This is a genomic window from Tardiphaga sp. OK246, from assembly GCF_900188215.1.
Taxonomy (GTDB): domain Bacteria; phylum Pseudomonadota; class Alphaproteobacteria; order Rhizobiales; family Xanthobacteraceae; genus Tardiphaga; species Tardiphaga robiniae.
This window is the reverse complement of the sequence record NZ_FZOX01000002.1, coordinates 36,385-55,682: the sequence shown is the minus strand read 5'-3', so window position 1 is coordinate 55,682 and position 19,298 is coordinate 36,385. Positions and strand designations below refer to the sequence as shown.

Genomic DNA, 19,298 nt, shown 5'->3' with positions numbered 1-19,298 from the left:
TTTAAAGGCACCGAAAGCGGAGCGCGTCTGAGAGCACGAAAATGCGAAGCGCGTCTTAGAATAGAGGTCCAATGATCGTTCTCTACATATTCGCCGCCGCGCTCGGTTATTTCCTCGGCTCGGTTCCGTTCGGGCTGGTGCTGACCAAGCTCGCCGGCACGCAGGACATCCGCACCATCGGCTCGGGCAATATCGGCGCCACCAACGTGCTGCGCACCGGCCGCAAGGGCCTCGCAGCGGCGACGCTGCTGCTTGACGCCCTCAAGGGCACCGTCGCCGTGATCATCGCCGGCAGCGTCGGTGGCCCAATCCCGGCCATGATCGCCGGTCTCTTCGCCTTCCTCGGTCACCTCTTCCCGGTCTGGCTCGGCTTCAAGGGCGGCAAGGGCGTCGCCGTCTATATCGGCATCATGTTCGGCCTGTACTGGCCGGCCGCCATCGTGTTCTGCCTCGCCTGGCTCGCCTGCGCTTTCACCTCGCGCTACTCGTCATTCTCGGCCCTGACCGCCAGCGCCATCACGCCGATCTTCCTGTGGTGGGCCAAGGCACCGCAACTCGCCGTGCTGGCCACCGCGCTGACGCTGCTGCTGTGGTTCATGCACCGCGAGAACATCAAGCGATTGCTGAACGGCACCGAAGGCAAGATCGGCGCGAAGTAGTAGTTGCGGCATTAAAACATCAGAATCCACGGCCAATATCTCCCGGCATAGCGACACTTCCCACCAGACAAGTCTGCAAAGGCTCCACGCGTGCTTTATCTGCACAGGTCAAGCGGACCGAACCTACCTGCCGTTATATTCCTGCACGCAATCGGAACCAGCGGCTGGATGTGGCAGGAGCAGATCGAGCAGTTGACGGATTTCGATTGTCTCATCCCCGATCTGCCGGGCCATGGGCACAGCCATGACGTCAGGTGGCGCTCGTTCGAGCAGACCGCCGATCTCGTCGCGGAGATCATCCGCAAAAATGTACCCGCGGGGCGCGCCCATGTCGTCGGTCTCTCGCTCGGTGCCTATGTCGGGCTGACGCTTCTGGCGCGGCATCCCAGTGTCGTCGAGCGGGCCGTGTTGAGCGGGATCAACGTGTTGCCGCTCCCCAACAGATGGCTGATCGACGCCGCCGCCTATGCAATTGCTCCGCTGATCAAGACCCGGCTGTTTGCGCGCCTCAATGCGCGGGCACTGAACATTCCAGCGGATCGGTTCGAGGCCTATCGCCAATCGCTTCAGCCATTGTCTATCCGAGACTTCATCGGAGCAAGCCACGACGCCAGCGCGTTTTCACTTCCCGCGAACGCGGCAGCAATTCAAACGCCGACGATGCTCGTCGCGGGCGAACACGAACACCCCTTGATCCTCGCTTCAATGGCGCGGCTGCGTCAGGTGCTGCCGAATTCGCAGGCGCGGCTGGCCAAGGGCGTCGGCCATGCCTGGAATGGCGAACGACCTGACTTGTTCGCCGCCACCGTCAAGGCATGGTGCGCGCAGCGCGAACTTCCCGACGAACTAATGAATTTGACGATGCAGTAGCCGAAGAAACAAGCGGCATTCTGATCACGCCACGCGAGGACATTAAAACACCCGCGCACCCTGCTTCGCGTCGAGATCGAACTCCCAGATCTCGACACCGCGGCTGATCAGGTGGCCGTTGTTCTTGATATAGTGCGAGATCAGACTCACCTTCGAATGCGGGTGAAGATGTTTGAGCACGAACAGAATCTTCCGATAGTCGCGCGGCGCCGCACCGAACAGCAGCATGGCTTCGTTCATGCCGCGGATCTTGGCGCTCGGCCGATTGCCGGACACGGTCCAGGTGTAGGACTTGCATTCGACCAAGATGCGCGGACTGGCGCTGCCAAGATCAAAGCGCTTGTTCTTCTGTAGCCGGTGGCCGACGGGGACGACGAAATTGCGCGAAAGCTGCACGCCTTCGGAATGGAAGAAGATCTGCGCCGCTTCCTCGAACTCACGCCCAACGGCGGCGTTGCTCGATGCGCCGATCCGCTGGAAGTTGTTCACGTCCCAAAGCATTGCCATCACTGAACACAAGCCATCAGGGCTCACCCCTACTCTCGCACCTTGAGTGCGAATGTCAATTGAATGCATCCTTAAGTTGATAGATGCTCTCCACCGGGGGAGCATGGTTTGGACAGCATCTCACAGGGCAGCACACAGCTTACGGACGCTCAGCGGCTCGATTGGTTGCGGCTGATCCGCAGCGACAATGTGGGGCCGCGTACTTTTCGATCGCTGATCAACCATTTCGGCAGCGCACGCGCCGCGCTGGAGCGGCTGCCCGATCTGGCGCGCCGCGGCGGCGCTGCCCGCGCCGGCCGGATCTGCAGCGCCGACGACGCACAGCGTGAACTCGACCTCGGACGCAAGATGGATGTCGCGCTTGTCGCGCCCGGTGAGCCCGGCTACCCGCCGCGATTGGCGGGGATCGACGATGCACCGCCGCTGCTCGGCATCCGCGGCAAAGTGGATGCGCTAATGCGGCCGATGATCGCCATAGTCGGCTCGCGCAATGCGTCCGGAGCAGGATTGAAATTCGCGGAGAGACTGGCGCGCGATCTCGGCGATGCCGGTTTCGTGATCGTGTCGGGCCTCGCACGCGGCATCGATCAGGCCGCGCATCGCGCCAGCATCACCAGCGGCACCGTCGCTGTGCTGGCTGGCGGTCATGACAAGATCTATCCGCCCGAACACGAGGACCTGCTGTTCGCCCTGGTGGACAACGGCGGCGCGATTTCGGAGATGCCGCTCGGCCATGTCCCCCGCGCCCGCGATTTCCCGCGTCGCAATCGCCTGATCTCGGGTGCAGCGCTCGGCGTCGTGGTGATCGAGGCGGCGCATCGTTCTGGCTCGCTGATCACGGCGCGGATGGCCGCCGAACAGGGCCGCGAAGTGTTTGCCGTGCCGGGCTCGCCGCTCGATCCCCGCGCCGCCGGCACCAACGACCTCATCAAGCAAGGCGCAGCGCTGGTGACCGAAGCGTCCGACGTGATCAATGCCGTCGCGCCGATCATGGAGCGACCGATCGAATTGCCGAGCCGTGAACCTGATGACGTCACGTCATTCGATGAACCAGACAGCAGCGACCGCGCACGCGTGATCGCATTGCTCGGTCCAAGCCCGGTCGGCATCGACGACCTCATCCGCCTCGCCGGCACGTCGGCCGCCACTGTCCGCATCGTGCTGCTGGAACTCGAGCTTGCCGGACGGCTCGAGCGTCATGGCGGTGGGCTGGTGTCGATGATCTGAGGACTCAGTCTTCCGAATTGCGCCCGTCGAAGTTTTTTCGTGCGGTGTCGATATCGGGCAGATGTTGCTGCGCCCATGCGCCGAGTTTCATAACCGGATCGCTCAGGCCTCGGCCGAGATCCGTGAGTTCATAGTCCACACGCGGGGGCACGGTCGGAAACACGGTACGCGTCACCAGACCATCGCGTTCGAGCCCGCGCAGCGTCAGGGTCAGCATCCGCTGCGAGATGCCTCCGATCATGCGCTTCAATTCGTTAAAGCGCCGCGGGCCGTCCTTGAGCAGCATGATCACCAGCACGCTCCACTTGTCGCCGACCCGCGCCAGCACCGAGGCGACACCGCGACAGTCGCTCTCCTGATGCGGAATCGCCGGCAAAGCAGGCACCTTTTTGTGCTCGGGTTTCAAAATTGTGCCTTCTTGTGCGGTTTCGGCCAGTCACTCATGTAGCGTCAGTTACAAACCTATACCATGAGGTGACCACATGAAACTGCTCCATATCGATTCCAGCGTGCTCGGCCCCCACTCCGTCAGCCGACAGGTATCCGCCGCCATCGCCGACCGGCTGGCGAAGGCCAATCCCGGCCTTGACACCACCTATCGCGATCTCACCACCACGCCACTGGCGCATCTGTCCGGCTCCCATCTCGCCGTCGCGCAGGGCGCAGCGCCCGATGCGGCGCTTCAGCCCGATCTCGCCGCCGGTAGTGCCGTGCTGGAGGAGTTTCTTGCTGCCGATATCGTGGTGATCGGCGCACCGATGTACAACTTCACCATCCCGAGCCAGCTCAAGGCGTGGATTGATCGCATCCTCGTCGCTGGCAAGACATTCAAATACGGCGACAAGGGTGCCGAAGGCCTCGCGGGCAGCAAGCGCGTCATCGTCGCCATTTCACGCGGCGGCTTCTACGGCGCGGACATGCCAACGGCTGCCGGCGAACATCTCGAAACCTATCTGCGCTGGGTGTTCGGCTTCATCGGCGTCACAAATCTCGAATTCATCGCCGCCGACGGCATCATGATGGGACCGGAGCTACGCGAGAAAGCCGTTGCCGATGCCTTACAGGCAGCGACGGATCTCCGCGCAGCTTAACCCAACACTCCCATAGCGAGCTTGAACCGGCCTGCCGGTTCAAGCGGCGTTGCTCGTCGGGAAGCGAGACCTCAGAACCACTCACCCGGCACATATTTATCGAGCAACAAAACGCTCAACGAGATCAACAGGCCGATTGCGCTAAACAGTGCGACCGTAGCGAGTGGGTGACTTTCGGTACGTGCAGAAATGACCGCAGGTTCGGAGATGCGCGCGACTTTGGTCATGTGGCCTCCTGTGCGTCGCTCCAGCCCGCTTCAAATGTCTGACCGGCAGCCACAATGGTTCAGCGCATCCAAGCATTATCTTCAAGAGATACCGACGTACCTCGAATGCATTCGAGAGGCGCCGGCACTCTTGTATTGTCTGATCAGCGATCAGCCCCGAAACGCCGGCGCGCCGGCCGGTGATGACGTGACGCCGCCATCGACGAAAATCTCGGCGCCCTGCACGTTCGATGAATCGTCGGACGCCAGAAACAGCACCGTCTTGGCGACCTCTTCAGGCTTGCCGAAGCGGCCAAGCGGAATGGTCTGCGAAATCCTGGCCTCCAGCGCTACCTTGGCTTCCGGCGTCGGCGCGGTGCGATCCCAGATCGGTGTCGTCGTGCCACCGGGTGAGACCACATTGACGCGGATATTGCGCGGCGACAGTTCGGACGCCATCACGCGGGCCATCGCGCGCACGCCCGCCTTGCTCGCGGCATAGGCAGCATAGCCGGGATTTCCGAGCACGGAGATCACCGAACCGTTGAGAATGATCGACGCGCCATCGTTGAGATGCGCGGCTGCCGCCTGCACGGTGAAGAACACGGCGGTGATGTTGGTCTTCAAGACGGACTCGAATACATCGAGCGCAGTGCCGCCCACCGGCGTATGCGCGCTGATGCCTGCATTGGCGAATACGATGTCGAGCTTGCCGAATTTCTCGACAGCTTTGGCCACGGCATTCTCGGTGGCAGCGATGTCCGTCGCATCAGCGACGATGCCGATCGCATTCGGGCCGAGTTCAGCCACCGCCGCGTCGAGCCTCGCCTTGTCGCGACCGGTGATGGCGACCTTGGCGCCTTCAGCGACGAAGAGCTTCGCCGTCGTTAGTCCGATACCGCTATTGCCGCCCGTGATGAGCGCCGTCTTGTTCGCCAAACGCATGGTGATCTCCTGATGATCAAGTGGTTGCTTTTTAAAACCACATTGCCATTTAGAGTGGATGGTTTCATAATGCAACCACATGTCCGCTAATCACTGCATTTCTTTTTCCCGCCGCTGGAAAGTCGCATGGCCAAACGCACCAGTCTCAAGGACTCCACCTGCCCCGTCGCCCGCTCCATGGAGGTGATCGGCGACTGCTGGACGATGATGATCATCCGCGACGCCATGCTGGGCGCGCGGCGCTTCGGCGAATTCCAGAAGAGTCTCGGACTGGCGAAGAACATTCTCGCCGTCAGGCTGAAAGCCCTCGTGGAGGACGGCATCCTGAAACTGGAGCCGGCAGCCGACGGCAGCGCATATCAGGACTATGTCCTGACCCCGAAAGGCCAGGCGGTTCATCCAATCATGGTGGCGCTGCGCCAGTGGGGCGAGGATTATGCGTTCAAGCCCGGCGAACCGACGACCATCATGGTCGATCGCAAGACCGGCAAGCAGATCAAGAAGCTGGAACTGCATGCGGCCGACGGCAGGCTGCTCAGCTATGGCGACACCACAATTGTGCCCTCAACTGCCTGAGGGCTTGCGCAGTCCTTGCAGCCGCAGGATCTCCTCGGTTTCGAGATGCGCCATGTCGAGCAGGTAAGCGAGCATGTCGTGGCGATGGCGGCGCGCCATCCGCGACAGATCGCGGACCGCACTCTTTATATAAAGAGCCGCCTCCTCGGGCCCGCCATCGCCCTGCGCCTGATCGTCCGGAATGGGCGGTGTCATAGGCATTCCCTACCCGGGCAGTCCGGGCGAAATCAGCACCAACGAAGCATCAAATCATACCCCTAATGGTTGCATTTTACAACCCTTGGTAAGTGATTGGGAACCAACAGACGCGGCCATCAACAACTCACGATTTGACACGGGACCCCTTCGCACCCATGTTCGCCGCGAAACGGCTGGCGCGACTCTCGCAGACCCAAGCCGGATTCCCCCTGTAAGTTATTGGAATCACATGAATCTCGTCATTGTCGAGTCGCCTTCAAAGGCCAAGACGATCAACAAGTATCTGGGCAAGGACTATGAGGTCCTGGCGTCGTTCGGCCATGTCCGCGACCTTCCCGCCAAGAACGGATCGGTCGATCCCGACGCCAATTTCCAGATGATCTGGGAGATCGACCCCAAGGCGGCCAGCCGGCTGAACGACATCGCCAAGGCCGTCAAAGGCGCCGACAAGCTCATTCTCGCGACCGACCCTGATCGCGAAGGCGAAGCGATCTCGTGGCACGTGCTCGAAGTCCTCAAGCAGAAGCGCGCGCTCAAGGACCAGAAAATCGAACGCGTGGTGTTCAACGCGATCACCAAGCAGGCCGTTACCGACGCGATGAAGAATCCGCGCGAGATCGATGGCGCACTGGTCGATGCCTATATGGCGCGCCGTGCACTCGATTATCTGGTGGGCTTTACGCTTTCTCCTGTGCTGTGGCGCAAGCTGCCCGGCGCCCGCTCCGCGGGCCGCGTGCAATCGGTCGCGCTGCGCCTGGTCTGCGACCGCGAGCAGGAAATCGAGAAGTTCATCCCGCGCGAATACTGGTCGCTGGTGACCACACTGGCGACGCCGCGCGGCGAGAGTTTCGAAGCCCGCTTGGTCGGCGCTGACGGCAAGAAGATCCAGCGTCTCGATATCGGCACCGGTGCGGAAGCCGAAGACTTCAAGAAGGCCATCGAAGCCGCCAACTTCACGGTCTCCACCGTCGATGCAAAACCCGCGCGCCGCAATCCGCAGGCGCCGTTCACCACCTCCACGCTGCAGCAGGAAGCCAGCCGCAAGCTCGGCTTCGCGCCGGCGCACACCATGCGCATCGCGCAGCGTCTGTATGAAGGCATCGATATCGGCGGCGAAACCACCGGTCTCATCACCTATATGCGAACCGACGGCGTGCAGATCGACCCCTCCGCCATCACGCAGGCTCGCTCTGTCATCGGCGAAGACTACGGCAAGCAATATGTGCCGGACGCCGCACGGCAATATACGAGCAAGGCCAAGAACGCGCAGGAAGCGCACGAAGCGATCCGTCCGACCGATATGTCGCGTCGCCCGGCGAGCCTGCGCGGCCGTCTCGATAGCGATCAGTCGCGGCTCTATGAATTGATCTGGATGCGCACCATCGCCAGCCAGATGGAATCCGCCGAGATGGAGCGCACCACCGTCGATATCGCTGCCAAGGCAGGATCGCGCCTGCTCGAATTGCGCGCCACCGGTCAGGTCGTGAAGTTCGATGGTTTCCTTGCCGTCTATCAGGAAGGCAAGGACGACGACGCCGAGGATGAAGATTCACGCCGCCTGCCCGCCATGAGCGAAGGTGAAGCGCTAAAGAAAGAAAACCTCGCGGTTACCCAGCATTTCACCGAACCGCCACCGCGCTTCTCGGAAGCCTCGCTGGTCAAGCGCATGGAAGAGCTCGGCATCGGCCGTCCCTCGACCTATGCATCGATCCTGCAGGTGTTGAAGGATCGCGGTTACGTTCGTCTCGAAAAGAAGCGCCTGTATGGCGAGGACAAGGGCCGCGTCGTCGTCGCCTTCCTCGAGAACTTCTTCGCCAAATATGTGGAATACGATTTCACCGCGGCGCTGGAAGAGAACCTCGACAGGATCTCCAACAACGAGATTTCCTGGCAGCAGGTGCTCAAGGATTTCTGGACCGACTTCATCGGCGCCGTGAACGAGATCAAGGATCTGCGCGTGGCGCAGGTGCTGGATGCGCTCGACGAGATGCTCGGCCCGCACATCTACGCCCCGCGCGAAGATGGCGGCGATCCGCGCCAGTGCCCGACCTGCGGCACCGGTCGTCTCAATCTGAAGGCCGGCAAGTTCGGCGCCTTCGTCGGCTGCACGAATTATCCGGAATGCCGCTACACGCGTCCGCTCGCAGCGGACTCGGGCGCCAACGCCGATCGCGTGCTCGGCCCCGATCCGGTGTCAGGTCTCGAAGTCGCGGTTAAGGCCGGACGTTTCGGGCCCTATATTCAGCTTGGCGACGCCAAGGATTACGAAGAAGGCGAGAAGCCGAAGCGCGCCGGCATTCCGAAGAACACGTCGCCCAGCGATGTCGAACTCGATCTGGCACTCAAGCTCTTGTCGCTGCCGCGCGAGATCGGCAAGCACCCGGAGACCGGCGAGCCGATCACCGCAGGCCTCGGCCGTTTCGGGCCGTTCGTGAAACATGAGAAGACCTATGCCAGCCTCGAGGCCGGCGACGAGGTGTTCGATATCGGCCTCAACCGCGCGGTCACGCTGATCGCCGAGAAAATCGCCAAGGGCCCATCAGGCCGTCGTTTCGGCGCCGATCCCGGCAAGCCGCTCGGCGACCATCCGACCCTCGGCGGCGTCGCCGTGAAGGGCGGGCGTTACGGCGCCTATGTCACCGCGGGCGGCGTCAATGCAACGATCCCGAGCGACAAGACCCAGGAAACGATCACGCTCGAAGAGGCCATCGCGCTGATCGACGAGCGTGTGGCCAAGGGCGGCATCAAGCCGAAGCGCGGCGCCAAGAAAGCACCGGCGAAGAAGGCTGTCGCCAAGAAGGCCGACGCGGCCGAGAAGAAGCCGGCGGCCAAGAAGGCCGTTGCGAAGAAAGCCGCGGCAAAGCCAAAGGCTGAAACGGCTGCCGCCAGCAAGGCGCGCGCGCCGGTGAAGGCGAAGACATCGCCTGCGAAGAAGAAGGCCGCGAAAACGGTCGCGAAGAAAAGCGCTGGCTAGAACGGATAATTGTGAACAAGAAACGCGACAGCAGCTTTCCAACCAGGGATGCCATCGTCGCGTTCGTTCGCGCGTATCCCGGCAAGATCGGCACCCGCGAGATCGCGCGTGAATTCGGACTGAAGAACGCCGCCCGTGTCGAGCTCAAGCGCATGCTGCGCGAACTCGCCGACGAAGGCGCCATCGCCAAAAAGGGCCGCAGCGTGCGCGAGCCCGCAGCGCTGCCACCGACAGTGCTGGTCGACATCACCTCCAGGGATGCCGATGGCGAGTTGATCGCCACGCCCGTCGAATGGGACGAGGCAGACGGCACGGTGCCAAAAATTCGCATTCATACGCCGCGCCGTCCCCTGCCCGGCACCGCCGCCGGTGTCGGTGACCGCGCATTGTTGCGTATCGAGAAGATCGAGAACGATGGCGAGTTAGCCAGCTATCAGGGCCGCGTCGTGCGGGTGCTCGAAGGTGCCCGCACGCGCCTGCTCGGCATCTATCGCGCGCTGCCGAATGGCGGCGGACGATTGATCCCGGTCGACAAGAAGCAGGCGGGGCGCGAACTCAACATCGCCGCGTCAGACGCTAACGGCGCCGAGGACGGCGATCTCGTCAGCGTCGATCTCATTCGTACCCGTGGCTATGGCCTCGGCTCCGGCAAGGTCAAGGAACGGCTCGGTTCGCTCTCCTCCGAGAAAGCGGTCAGCCTGATCGCGATCCATTCCCACGATATCCCGCAGGCGTTCTCCCGCGATGCGCTGAAGGAAGCGGAAGCCGCGCAGCCTGCGACATTGCAGGGGCGTGAAGACTGGCGTGATGTGCCGCTGGTTACCATCGATCCGCCAGACGCCAAGGATCATGACGACGCCGTCTATGCCGAACTCGATCCCGATCCGCACAATGCAGGTGGATACATCGTCACCGTCGCCATCGCCGATGTCGCTTTCTATGTGCGCCCCGGCTCTGCGCTGGATCGCGATGCGCTGATCCGCGGCAACTCCGTCTACTTCCCCGATCGCGTCGTGCCGATGCTGCCGGAGCGCATCTCCAACGACCTGTGTTCGCTGGTGCCGGGCGAACCGCGCGGCGCCCTCGCCGTACGCATGGTGATCGGTGTCGATGGCCGCAAGAAGTCACATACGTTCCATCGCATCCTGATGCGCTCGGCGGCCAAGCTGAATTACGCACAGGCGCAAGCCGCCATCGATGGCCATCCCGACGATACTACCGGCCCGCTGCTCGAACCGATCCTGAAGCTGCTCTATGCGGCCTATGCGCAGGTCAAGCTCGCGCGCGACGAACGCGATCCGCTCGATCTCGACATCCCAGAGCGAAAAATCCTGCTGAAGAAGGACGGCACCGTCGATCGCGTCATCGTACCGGAGCGGCTCGACGCGCATAAGCTCATCGAAGAGTTCATGATCCTGGCCAACGTCGCCGCAGCCGAAACGCTTGAAAAGAAGGCTCTGCCGCTTATCTATCGGGTACATGATGAGCCTTCGGTGGAGAAGGTTCACAACCTGCAGGAATTCCTCAAGACCCTCGACATGCCGTTCGCCAAAGCGGGCGCATTGCGGCCATCGGTATTCAACCGGGTGCTGTCACAGGTCAAAGGTCAGGATTCCGAACCGCTGGTGAATGAAGTGGTTTTGCGCTCGCAAGCCCAGGCGGAATATGCCGCCGAGAATTACGGACATTTCGGTCTGAACCTGCGCCGCTACGCGCATTTTACCTCCCCTATCAGGAGATACGCAGATCTGATCGTGCATCGCGCATTGATCCGTGCGCTCGGGCTCGGCGAAGGCGCGCTACCCGAGACCGAAACCGTGGAAACGCTGAGCGAAATCTCGGCACAGATTTCGGCCACCGAACGCCGGGCCATGAAGGCCGAGCGCGAGACGTCCGACCGGCTGATTGCGCACTTCTTGGCCGACAAGATCGGCGCTACCTTCCGGGGCCGGATCTCCGGTGTCACCAGGGCTGGACTCTTTGTCCGATTGACCGAGACCGGCGCCGATGGCCTGATCCCGATCCGCACGTTGGGCACCGAATACTTCAACTATGACGAAGCTCGCCACGCCCTCGTCGGTACACGCAGTGGTGCCATGCATCGGTTGGGTGACGTCGTCGATGTCCGTCTGGTCGAGGCAGCCCCCGTTGCAGGTGCCTTGCGGTTCGAAATGCTTTCCGAGGGCAATACCGCCCCACGGAACCGCCGACGCGAACATGCCCGCAGCAATGACGCTGCAGACCGGCCGCGTCATCCGGGTGCCAAACCTTCTGGTGCGACGAAGTTCAAATCGTCGAAGAAGGTCAAGGCGCCCAAGAAAGCCAAACCCGGTCGTAATGCCCGGCAGGCTGCTAAAGCTGACAAGGCTCGCGCCGGTGGTAACCCCGGCAAGCCGAAAAAGGGGTAAAGTCATGATGACATTGACCACACCGAAGATCTGGAGCGCGACGCTGGATTCCTCCGCCAAACGCAATGTGTGGACCGCGATGAAGCGCGGCTTCGCCTGTCGCTGCCCGAACTGCGGCGAAGGCAAGATGTTTCGCGCCTTCCTGAAAACCGCAGATCACTGCGACAAGTGCGGACAGGATTTCTCTGCACACCGCGCCGATGATCTTCCCGCCTATCTCGTGATCGTCATCGTCGGTCACATCGTCGTGCCGATCGCATTGTGGATCGAGACCAACTACTCGCCATCGGTCGCGCTGCAACTTGCGATCTACCTGCCGATCACGCTGATCGCGTCGCTGTTGTTGTTGCAGCCGGTCAAGGGCGCCGTGGTGGGATTGCAGTGGGCATTCCGCATGCACGGATTTGGCGACGGCCCGGCTGACTGATACGTTCTCCGTCCCCTTGAACAGCACGTAATAAGAAGAATTTCAGGAGACGGAATGAGCGACGCAGTCGAGATCGGCAAGGAAGCCGACCACCATCCCTATAAGCGTCCGCGCGACGCTGCGACCCTGATGCTGGTCGATCGCTCTGGCCCGATTCCGAAAGTGCTTGTGGGTAAGCGTCACGACAAGGTCGTGTTCATGCCCGGCAAGTTCGTCTTCCCCGGCGGCAGTGTCGACACCACCGACAACAAGATTCCGGTGGCTGCACCTTTGCCGCCGGAGCTTGAAGCCAACCTGATGAAAGGCAGCCCGAAGACGCCGCCGTCGCGCGCGCGTTCGCTCGCTGTCGCCGCGATCCGCGAAGCCTGCGAAGAAACCGGCCTCTGCCTCGGCCGCAAGGTTGATGGCGCGACCAGGAAGCTCCCCGGCGTATGGGAAGCTTTCAGCGATGCAGGTCTCCTGCCCGATCCCTCCGGCCTGTTTCTGATTGCCCGCGCCATCACGCCGCCCGGCCGTATCAAGCGCTTCGATACGCGTTTCTTCACGGCTGACGCATCGTCGATTGCGCATCGCGTCGAGGGCGTCGTGCATGCCGATGCCGAACTGGTGGAACTGGTCTGGGTCGAACTCGGCTCCGCACATCTCGCCGACGCGCACGCAATGACGAAGAACGTGCTCAATCAATTGCAGCAGCGTCTTGCCACAGGCCCGCTCCGTCACGACGCGCCACTGCCCTTCTTCCATTGGTACAGCGGCAAGATGCAACTCGATATGCTGCCCGGCGAAAGCTGAGTTAATCAAGTAACGGGTCTCGCTTTTCGACCTATTCTAATTCTAACTGTTTCCGTAGTGGGATAACTGGTGTGGCGCGGTAAGCTACCGTTGCTTGCTCACAGGAATTCCCAGTTATGGGACAGATGAATTGGACGCCGCAGGTCGAGTCTTCGACATTTACGCGCGCGTCACTGGAATATCGTCGCAAGGCGTCGGCACTCAGCCAGCGCGCCAGCGTGGAAGCTGACCCACGCAAAGTTCGTGCATTGCTACAACTCGCCATCTCGTGGATTCAGGTTGCTGAAAACGAAGAGCTGATGGCGAGCGAGTATCGCGCCAGCGCGCACATGCACAGTTTCTGACACGAGAAGACGCCGCATCCGCGGCGCCTTCCTGCTCTGCCAAGCCCATCGTCAGATCTGAGCGAGACCACCGTCGACGAACAATTCTGCGCCGGCGACGAAGCTGGAGTCATCCGATGCCAGGAACAGAACCGCCTTCGCGACTTCGTCCGCGGTACCGAGACGGCCGAGCGGCACGATGGTCTTGAGGTAGCCCTTCACATCGTCATTGGCGAAGACGTCGAGGCCGGGGGTCTGGATCGGTCCGGGGCTGACGACATTCACGCGAATTTTGCGCGCCTTGAGGTCCGAGGTCCAGCTGCGCGCGAACGAGCGGATCGCTGCCTTGGTGGCGTTGTAGACGCTGAAGGACTCCATGCCCTTCGATCCCGACACCGAGCCGGTGAGAACCACCGAGGCGCCGTCGGACAGCAGCGGCAATGCCTGCTGCACCGTGAACAAAACGCCCTTCACGTTGATGTCGAACATCTTGTCATAGACGTCTTCGGTGATCTGGCCGAACGCGCTTAATTCATAGCCGCCGGCATTGGCGAACAGCACGTCGATCTTGCCCTTGGCAGCCTTCACCGTATCGAACAGATGCGCGAGATCGGCGAGCTTGGCAGCGTCCGCCTGCACGCCGACGGCCTTCGGTCCGAGCTGCTTCACGGCGGCATCGAGTTCGGCCTGGCGGCGGCCGGTGATGAACACGGTGGCACCTTCGTCGATAAAGCGCTGCGCGGCGGCCAGACCGATGCCGGCGCTGCCACCGGTGACGACTGCGATTTTGCCTTCGAGTTTGCGGGTCATGATGCTCTCCATTTGATCTGGGGCGGCGCCATCGCCGTCCGACATGGAGAACATCGTCCATTCGCTCACTAGCGGTTATGGGCTTGTTCGGATATTATTTATCCGTATTTTAGATGAATGACCGATACCGTCGCCCTTTTCCAGGCTTTCATCCGTGTCGTCGAAGCGGGCTCATTCACCCGTGTGGCTGAGGAGCAGAATTCCAGCCAGCCGACCGTCAGCCGCCAGGTGGCAACGCTGGAAGACCATCTCGGCACCCGGTTGTTCACCCGCACCACGCGCAAGCTGACGCTCACCGATGACGGCCGCAGTTTCTACGAGCGCGCCAAACTGGCGCTGGAAGCCGTTGCCGAGGCCGAGGGCGCGGTGGGACGCCGCCGGGCCAGACCATCAGGCACGTTGCAACTGGCCCTACCGGTGGTGTTCGGACGGCTGCGGGTGATCCCGCATCTCAAGGGCTTTCTGGCGCGCTACCCCGACGTCAGTGTCGACCTCGTGATGAGTGACGGCTTCAGCGATCTGGTCGAGGACGGCATCGATCTCGCGATCCGCTCCGGCGTCGTGACCGACCCGAACCTGATCGCCAGAAAGATCGGTGTGACACGCCGCATCCTGGTGGCGTCGCCGTCCTATCTGCGCGGCAAGACGCAGCCTGCGCATCCGAACGATCTCATCGGGCATGATTGCATCCCCTATACGCGCTTCACGGGCGGCGTGACCTGGCGCTTCGAAAGTCCGGACGGCCCGATCGCTATCGAAGCCACGGGACCGGTGCGCACCCAGAGTTCGGAAGGCATTCGCGAAGCCGTGATGTCCGGCCTCGGTATCGGGTTTGTGCCGATCTGGCATTTCAGGGATGAGATCGAGACCGGTCGTCTCATTGTGTTGCTCGAAGCCTTCGAACCGAAACCGGTGCCGATCAGCGCGGTCTATCCCTCGCGCCGCTTCGTGCCGCAGAAGACCCGCGCCATGATCGACTACCTGGAAACGCAATTCGCGATGGACCCAACGCTGAATCCGAAGCGGGTGTGAGCTCCGTCCTCATGGTGAGGAGGCGCTACTTCAGCGCCGTCTCGAACCATGAGCGCCGGCCTCCATCCTTCGAGACGCGGCGAAGACGCCGCTCCTCAGGATGAGGTTCTGCAGATAATCCACAAATCGCAATAATCTTCTCGTGAGCAGCATCTACCTGCGCGCGTCGGCGTCCCTATCTGTTCCCGACCAGCATCACGGGGAATTCCAGATGGCGAAGCGTCAGTTGAAGCTCGGGGCCTTCATGCGCCCGATCAGCATCCACACCGGCGCATGGCGCTATCCGGGCGCTCAGCCTGACGCCAACTTCAACTTTCCCTTCCTCAAACAGATGATCCGCAAGCTCGAGGCCGGCAAGTTCGACGCCTTCTTCATGGCCGATCATCTTGCCGTGCTGAATATGCCCGTCGAGGCGCTGAAGCGCAGCCACACGGTGACATCGTTCGAGCCCTTCACACTGCTGTCAGCGCTGGCCGCCGTCACCGACAACATCGGCCTCGTCGCCACCGGCTCCACCACCTTTGACGCGCCCTATCACGTCGCCCGCCGCTTTGCGTCGCTCGATCACATCTCGGGCGGCCGCGCCGGCTGGAATATCGTGACAACGTCGAATCCTGATGCCGCGCTGAACTTCGGCCTCGACGATCACATGGAGCATGCCGAGCGCTACAAGCGCGCGCGCGAGTTCTACGACGTCGTTACCGGGCTGTGGGATTCCTTTGCCGATGATGCCTTCGTCCGCAATGTCGAGACCGGCATATTCATGGACCCTGAGAAGATGCATGTGCTCGATCACAAGGGCCCGTATCTCTCGGTGCGCGGGCCGCTGAATATCGCGCGTCCCGTGCAGGGGTGGCCCGTCATCGTGCAGGCCGGCGCGTCCGAAGACGGCAAGCAGCTTGCCGCCGAAACCGCAGAAGCGGTGTTCACCGGCGGCGGCGCGATCAGCGATGCGCAGAAGCTCTATGCGGACATCAAGGGCCGCATGGAGAAGCTCGGCCGCAACCGCGATCATCTCAAGATCCTGCCCGGCGCCTTCGTGGTGGTCGGCGACAGCGTGGATGAAGCCAAGGAGAAACGCGCGCTGCTCGACAGCAAGGTGCATTACGCCAACGCCATCGCCTCGCTCTCGATCAATCTCGGCACCGATGCCTCCGGCTTCGATCCCGATGGCCCGCTGCCCGAGATTCCCGAAACCAATGCCAGCAAGAGCGGCCGCGAGCGCGTGATCGCCCTCGCGAAGCGCGAGAACCTGACCGTGCGCCAGCTTGCCCAGCGCCTCGGCGGCTATGGCGGCTCGGCCTTCGTGGGCACGCCCCAGACCATCGCCGACGAGATGCAGGAATGGCTGGAAACCGAGGCCTCAGACGGCTTCAACATCATGTTCCCCTATCTGCCGGAGGGGCTGAACGACTTCGTCGACCGGGTGATCCCGGAACTCCAAAAGCGCGGGGTTTTCCGCAGGGAGTATGAAGGCCGGACGCTCCGCGAGAATTTGGGGCTACCACGGCCCGAAAACCGCTTCTTTCCGGGCTAAGACCAGCAAATCCCCGGATTTACCGCCCCGGAAAACCTTGACTTTGGGGCGTTCGGGGCTAGGTTGCGCCCCAACACGGCCAGTTCTCTGGCTGTCACCCGATTCCCGACATTCAGAGGTTCTGCCATGGCCAAAGCGGTCACCATCAAGGTCAAGCTCGTTTCCACCGCGGACACCGGCTTCTACTACACCGCCAAGAAGAATTCGCGCACCATGACCGACAAGATGGTCAAGAAGAAGTACGACCCGGTCGCGCGCAAGCACGTTGAATTCAAGGAAGCCAAGATCAAGTAAGCGCTGAACGCAGCTGCTGACGGATTTTGAACGGGGCCCTTTCGGGTCCCGTTTTCTTTTGAGCCTCTCCCCCGCAACGCGCGGGGCGAGGTTAAGTAAGAAGCCCAGCTCAATCGTTTCAATTTTAGCGATCCGCGCAGCGCCACGTTTACCCTGCCACAACTATGGCGGGCATGAAGCCTGCGATTGAAACGGTATTCACGTCATTTCGTGCGACAAGTCGGTATCATTCGACGCAATTGATTTGCATCGGGAGCAACCCTTGTCTTTCCGCGATTCAGACACGACGGCTGGCCAGTTCACGTCTGCGGTGTCTCTGGCAGGCGTCTTCGTCCGCTACGGATTCTATTTTTTCGGAATGATCGTGTTCGGGCTCATCGCCTTCGGGGTGATCTGGCTCTGGGGCAATCGCGTCCAGGTGGTCCAGGACAAGCCAGCTTTCAGGATCACTGACGGCAGCTTCACACGGTTACCCGTCAGCTCCGATATCATCACCAGTGGACTGCTTGGCCGTGTTGAGGTCATGCAATACGGGGCACTGGATCATCGCGGGATCGATCTCACCGTGGCGATCGCATTCCCGCCCCCAGGCGGCCTCCAGACGCGGCCGACTTTCGAACCGCGCGAAACAAAGCTTTTGCGCAACATGCGCTTCCAGACGCTCTCCACGCACTTCGATCTGGAAACGCGCTACGGCCCTGTCCATGCCGTCGAAACGCGCGTCGAGACCGATGGCCGCTGGAAACAGTGCCTCGCCTTCAGCTCGCGCTTCGATACCAGAACTGTGTTCCTCTCCGGCTGGACCTGCGACGCCACCGGCACCAAGCCCGGCGCGGATGCCCTCGCCTGCGCGCTCGACAAACTCGTGATCGATAAGGAATTGCCGACGAAAGAAGCCGACGCCTATCTGCGCGCACGCATGACGCGCCCGGCTTACTGCGCGGCCCGGCAGGTCACACAGACCTTCGATACGGGATCGCGCCCGATCTCGCCGCCATCGCGATGGTCGCAACCATCGGCACGAACGCGGCTGTGATAGTAACTTAAGCCGCCGCCGCAACCACGCGGTTGCGGCCGTCGTGCTTGGCGCGGTACAGCGCCACGTCGGCACGCTTGAGCACGTCGGCGACGGGCTCGCCCTTCTTCTCCAGCGTCGACAACCCGATCGAGATCGTGACCTCGATACGCTTGTTGCCCTTGTCGATGGAGAACGGTTCGCCGGCGATCGAACGACGCAGACGTTCGGCGACCATGCTGGCCACATGCATGTCGGTTTCCGGCATGACGATGACGAATTCCTCGCCGCCGTAGCGACAGGCCAGATCGATGCCGCGGATTGACTTGCGAATGCGCACGGCGAATTCGCGCAGCACGTCGTCACCGCAATCATGGCCATGATTGTCATTGATCGACTTGAAGAAGTCGATGTCGAGCATCATCAGCGCCAGCGGCTTGCCGCGGGTGGCCGCCTGCTCTGCCAGCGTTTCCAGATGGCTTTCCATGTAGCGGCGGTTGTGCAGTCCGGTCAGACCGTCTGTGATCGCGGCTTCGATGGAGTGCTGCACATTGTCGCGCAGATGATCGGTGTAACGGCGGCGACGGACCTGCGTCCGCGCACGCGCCAGCAGCTCGTTCTTGTCCACCGGACGCATCAGGTAGTCGTTGACGCCGATCTCGAGACCGCGCAGCAGCCGCGGATTGTTATCGGCATCAGCAATCGCGAGAATCGGAATCTGCCGCGTGCGCTCCAGCGAACGCGCCTGGCTGCACAGCCGCAATCCGTCGTAATTCTCGAGGCTCAGCGAGACAATGAGCAGGTCGTAATTGCCCTCGGCGGCATGAAACAGCGCCTCGGTCGGATTGGGTTCGACATCGACGGTGTGTTCGGCCGACAGGACTGGCGCCAGCCGCTCATAGGATGACGGACGGTCGTCGACCAGCAGGATGCGTCCGCCCACACCCAGATCAGACACGGCGCTGCGCTCGGGCGCCTGTACGCCGATTTCCAGCGAGGTGATGGCGCGCATGCGCAACTCATCGGTCATCATCTTCAAACGCGTCAGCGAGCGTACGCGCGCCACCAGCACGGCATCGGCGACGGGCTTGGTGAGGAAGTCATCGGCGCCGGCTTCGAGGCCGCGCACGCGATCCGACGGCGAATCCAGCGCGGTGACCATGACCACCGGAATGAAATGCGTCTTCGGATTGGCTTTCAGGCGACGGCAGACTTCGAAGCCGTCCATGTCGGGCATCATGACGTCGAGCAGGATCAGGTCGCATTCGGAACGCGCGCAGACTTCCAGCGCCTGTGCGCCGTTGGAGGCGGTGATGACGTCGAAATACTCCGCCGAGAGACGGGCTTCCAGAAGTTTCACGTTGGCGGGGATGTCATCGACGACAAGAATACGCGCTGACATAGGGA

21 protein-coding genes are annotated in these 19,298 nt (G+C 61.9%); 14 read left to right on the top strand and 7 right to left on the bottom strand.

The features are described 5' to 3' along the window. Window positions 1-71 precede the first annotated feature (71 nt). The gene (plsY, locus tag CHC01_RS07630) at window positions 72-659 is read left to right on the top strand and encodes a glycerol-3-phosphate 1-O-acyltransferase PlsY (protein ID WP_089263767.1); all 588 of its coding nucleotides are present in this window, start codon (window positions 72-74) and stop codon (window positions 657-659) included. A 90-nt stretch (window positions 660-749) separates the two neighbouring features. Further along, the gene (locus tag CHC01_RS07625; protein ID WP_283805441.1) at window positions 750-1,529 is read left to right on the top strand and encodes an alpha/beta fold hydrolase; all 780 of its coding nucleotides are present in this window, start codon (window positions 750-752) and stop codon (window positions 1,527-1,529) included. Window positions 1,530-1,571: 42 nt separating this feature from the next. On the opposite strand, the gene CHC01_RS07620 is transcribed toward CHC01_RS07625, so the two are convergent. After that, window positions 1,572-2,036: a hypothetical protein gene (locus CHC01_RS07620; RefSeq protein ID WP_244558263.1), complete on the bottom strand. Its 465-nt coding sequence runs from the start codon at window positions 2,034-2,036 to the stop codon at window positions 1,572-1,574. A 108-nt stretch (window positions 2,037-2,144) separates the two neighbouring features. On the opposite strand from CHC01_RS07620, the gene dprA reads away from it, so the two are divergent. Beyond that, window positions 2,145-3,263, top strand: coding sequence for a DNA-processing protein DprA (dprA, locus tag CHC01_RS07615; RefSeq protein WP_089263765.1), 1,119 nt, complete (start codon window positions 2,145-2,147; stop codon window positions 3,261-3,263). Window positions 3,264-3,267: 4 nt separating this feature from the next. On the opposite strand, the gene CHC01_RS07610 is transcribed toward dprA, so the two are convergent. Next, window positions 3,268-3,648, bottom strand: coding sequence for a winged helix-turn-helix transcriptional regulator (locus CHC01_RS07610; RefSeq protein WP_244558262.1), 381 nt, complete (start codon window positions 3,646-3,648; stop codon window positions 3,268-3,270). 97 nt (window positions 3,649-3,745) lie between these two features. Here CHC01_RS07610 and CHC01_RS07605 point away from each other — a divergent pair, with 97 nt between their 5' ends. Next, a complete protein-coding gene (locus CHC01_RS07605) occupies window positions 3,746-4,354 on the top strand; it encodes an FMN-dependent NADH-azoreductase (protein WP_089263763.1) in 609 nt (202 codons plus the stop codon). A 71-nt stretch (window positions 4,355-4,425) separates the two neighbouring features. Here CHC01_RS07605 and CHC01_RS32245 read toward each other — a convergent pair whose 3' ends face one another. Further along, window positions 4,426-4,581, bottom strand: a complete 156-nt coding sequence (locus CHC01_RS32245; RefSeq protein ID WP_170849816.1) for a hypothetical protein — start codon at window positions 4,579-4,581, stop codon at window positions 4,426-4,428. Window positions 4,582-4,731: 150 nt separating this feature from the next. Then, window positions 4,732-5,505 carry a glucose 1-dehydrogenase gene (locus CHC01_RS07600; RefSeq protein ID WP_089263762.1) on the bottom strand — a complete coding sequence of 258 codons (774 nt, stop codon included), beginning with the start codon at window positions 5,503-5,505 and terminating at the stop codon, window positions 4,732-4,734. A 126-nt stretch (window positions 5,506-5,631) separates the two neighbouring features. Between CHC01_RS07600 and CHC01_RS07595 the strand changes: the two genes are divergently transcribed. Further along, entirely contained in the window at window positions 5,632-6,081 is a 450-nt protein-coding gene (locus tag CHC01_RS07595; protein ID WP_089263761.1) for a winged helix-turn-helix transcriptional regulator, read from the top strand. Here CHC01_RS07595 and CHC01_RS07590 read toward each other — a convergent pair. Further along, window positions 6,070-6,276: a hypothetical protein gene (locus tag CHC01_RS07590; RefSeq protein ID WP_244528458.1), complete on the bottom strand. Its 207-nt coding sequence runs from the start codon at window positions 6,274-6,276 to the stop codon at window positions 6,070-6,072. The two genes, CHC01_RS07595 and CHC01_RS07590, sit on opposite strands and share 12 nt — an antisense overlap. Window positions 6,277-6,508: 232 nt before the next feature. Between CHC01_RS07590 and topA the strand changes: the two genes are divergently transcribed. The 5 genes from topA to CHC01_RS07565 all read left to right on the top strand — a co-directional run bounded on the left by topA (window position 6,509) and on the right by CHC01_RS07565 (window position 13,224). Continuing rightward, window positions 6,509-9,253 (top strand): type I DNA topoisomerase, encoded by a 2,745-nt coding sequence (topA, locus tag CHC01_RS07585; protein ID WP_089263759.1) that lies wholly within the window; start codon window positions 6,509-6,511, stop codon window positions 9,251-9,253. Window positions 9,254-9,264: 11 nt separating this feature from the next. Then, window positions 9,265-11,661, top strand: coding sequence for a ribonuclease R (rnr, locus tag CHC01_RS07580; RefSeq protein WP_089263758.1), 2,397 nt, complete (start codon window positions 9,265-9,267; stop codon window positions 11,659-11,661). 4 nt (window positions 11,662-11,665) lie between these two features. Continuing rightward, complete coding sequence (locus tag CHC01_RS07575) at window positions 11,666-12,088, top strand: DUF983 domain-containing protein (protein ID WP_089263757.1); 423 nt, start codon at window positions 11,666-11,668, stop codon at window positions 12,086-12,088. Window positions 12,089-12,142: 54 nt separating this feature from the next. After that, window positions 12,143-12,880: an NUDIX hydrolase gene (locus CHC01_RS07570; RefSeq protein WP_089263756.1), complete on the top strand. Its 738-nt coding sequence runs from the start codon at window positions 12,143-12,145 to the stop codon at window positions 12,878-12,880. A gap of 116 nt (window positions 12,881-12,996) precedes the next feature. Next, window positions 12,997-13,224 (top strand): hypothetical protein, encoded by a 228-nt coding sequence (locus CHC01_RS07565; protein WP_089263755.1) that lies wholly within the window; start codon window positions 12,997-12,999, stop codon window positions 13,222-13,224. Between the two features lie 51 nt (window positions 13,225-13,275). Here CHC01_RS07565 and CHC01_RS07560 read toward each other — a convergent pair whose 3' ends face one another. Further along, window positions 13,276-14,013 carry an SDR family oxidoreductase gene (locus CHC01_RS07560; RefSeq protein WP_089264610.1) on the bottom strand — a complete coding sequence of 246 codons (738 nt, stop codon included), beginning with the start codon at window positions 14,011-14,013 and terminating at the stop codon, window positions 13,276-13,278. Window positions 14,014-14,130: 117 nt separating this feature from the next. Between CHC01_RS07560 and CHC01_RS07555 the strand changes: the two genes are divergently transcribed. The 4 genes from CHC01_RS07555 (at window position 14,131) to CHC01_RS07540 (ending at window position 17,912) form a co-directional block, all read left to right on the top strand. Then, complete coding sequence (locus CHC01_RS07555; protein ID WP_089263754.1) at window positions 14,131-15,045, top strand: LysR family transcriptional regulator; 915 nt, start codon at window positions 14,131-14,133, stop codon at window positions 15,043-15,045. A 211-nt stretch (window positions 15,046-15,256) separates the two neighbouring features. Further along, on the top strand, window positions 15,257-16,582 hold the full coding sequence (locus tag CHC01_RS07550) for an LLM class flavin-dependent oxidoreductase (protein WP_089263753.1): 1,326 nt from the start codon (window positions 15,257-15,259) through the stop codon (window positions 16,580-16,582). Window positions 16,583-16,708: 126 nt separating this feature from the next. After that, complete coding sequence (rpmG, locus tag CHC01_RS07545) at window positions 16,709-16,876, top strand: 50S ribosomal protein L33 (RefSeq protein ID WP_068732385.1); 168 nt, start codon at window positions 16,709-16,711, stop codon at window positions 16,874-16,876. Between the two features lie 262 nt (window positions 16,877-17,138). Then, window positions 17,139-17,912 (top strand): MBT domain-containing protein, encoded by a 774-nt coding sequence (locus CHC01_RS07540; protein WP_089263752.1) that lies wholly within the window; start codon window positions 17,139-17,141, stop codon window positions 17,910-17,912. A gap of 7 nt (window positions 17,913-17,919) precedes the next feature. Here CHC01_RS07540 and CHC01_RS07535 read toward each other — a convergent pair whose 3' ends face one another. Beyond that, window positions 17,920-19,293, bottom strand: a complete 1,374-nt coding sequence (locus CHC01_RS07535; RefSeq protein ID WP_089263751.1) for a PleD family two-component system response regulator — start codon at window positions 19,291-19,293, stop codon at window positions 17,920-17,922. Window positions 19,294-19,298: the final 5 nt, after the last annotated feature.

What these genes read in the sequence shown, in the direction of transcription:
- plsY (WP_089263767.1), top strand. Translation starts at nt 72, where the DNA reads ATGATCGTTCTCTACATATTCGCCGCCGCGCTCGGTTATTTCCTCGGC.
- CHC01_RS07620 (WP_244558263.1), bottom strand. Translation starts at nt 2,036, where the DNA reads ATGGCAATGCTTTGGGACGTGAACAACTTCCAGCGGATCGGCGCATCG.
- CHC01_RS07605 (WP_089263763.1), top strand. Translation starts at nt 3,746, where the DNA reads ATGAAACTGCTCCATATCGATTCCAGCGTGCTCGGCCCCCACTCCGTC.
- CHC01_RS32245 (WP_170849816.1), bottom strand. Translation starts at nt 4,581, where the DNA reads ATGACCAAAGTCGCGCGCATCTCCGAACCTGCGGTCATTTCTGCACGT.
- CHC01_RS07600 (WP_089263762.1), bottom strand. Translation starts at nt 5,505, where the DNA reads ATGCGTTTGGCGAACAAGACGGCGCTCATCACGGGCGGCAATAGCGGT.
- CHC01_RS07595 (WP_089263761.1), top strand. Translation starts at nt 5,632, where the DNA reads ATGGCCAAACGCACCAGTCTCAAGGACTCCACCTGCCCCGTCGCCCGC.
- CHC01_RS07590 (WP_244528458.1), bottom strand. Translation starts at nt 6,276, where the DNA reads ATGACACCGCCCATTCCGGACGATCAGGCGCAGGGCGATGGCGGGCCC.
- topA (WP_089263759.1), top strand. Translation starts at nt 6,509, where the DNA reads ATGAATCTCGTCATTGTCGAGTCGCCTTCAAAGGCCAAGACGATCAAC.
- CHC01_RS07575 (WP_089263757.1), top strand. Translation starts at nt 11,666, where the DNA reads ATGATGACATTGACCACACCGAAGATCTGGAGCGCGACGCTGGATTCC.
- CHC01_RS07570 (WP_089263756.1), top strand. Translation starts at nt 12,143, where the DNA reads ATGAGCGACGCAGTCGAGATCGGCAAGGAAGCCGACCACCATCCCTAT.
- CHC01_RS07565 (WP_089263755.1), top strand. Translation starts at nt 12,997, where the DNA reads ATGGGACAGATGAATTGGACGCCGCAGGTCGAGTCTTCGACATTTACG.
- CHC01_RS07560 (WP_089264610.1), bottom strand. Translation starts at nt 14,013, where the DNA reads ATGACCCGCAAACTCGAAGGCAAAATCGCAGTCGTCACCGGTGGCAGC.
- CHC01_RS07555 (WP_089263754.1), top strand. Translation starts at nt 14,131, where the DNA reads ATGACCGATACCGTCGCCCTTTTCCAGGCTTTCATCCGTGTCGTCGAA.
- CHC01_RS07550 (WP_089263753.1), top strand. Translation starts at nt 15,257, where the DNA reads ATGGCGAAGCGTCAGTTGAAGCTCGGGGCCTTCATGCGCCCGATCAGC.
- rpmG (WP_068732385.1), top strand. Translation starts at nt 16,709, where the DNA reads ATGGCCAAAGCGGTCACCATCAAGGTCAAGCTCGTTTCCACCGCGGAC.
- CHC01_RS07535 (WP_089263751.1), bottom strand. Translation starts at nt 19,293, where the DNA reads ATGTCAGCGCGTATTCTTGTCGTCGATGACATCCCCGCCAACGTGAAA.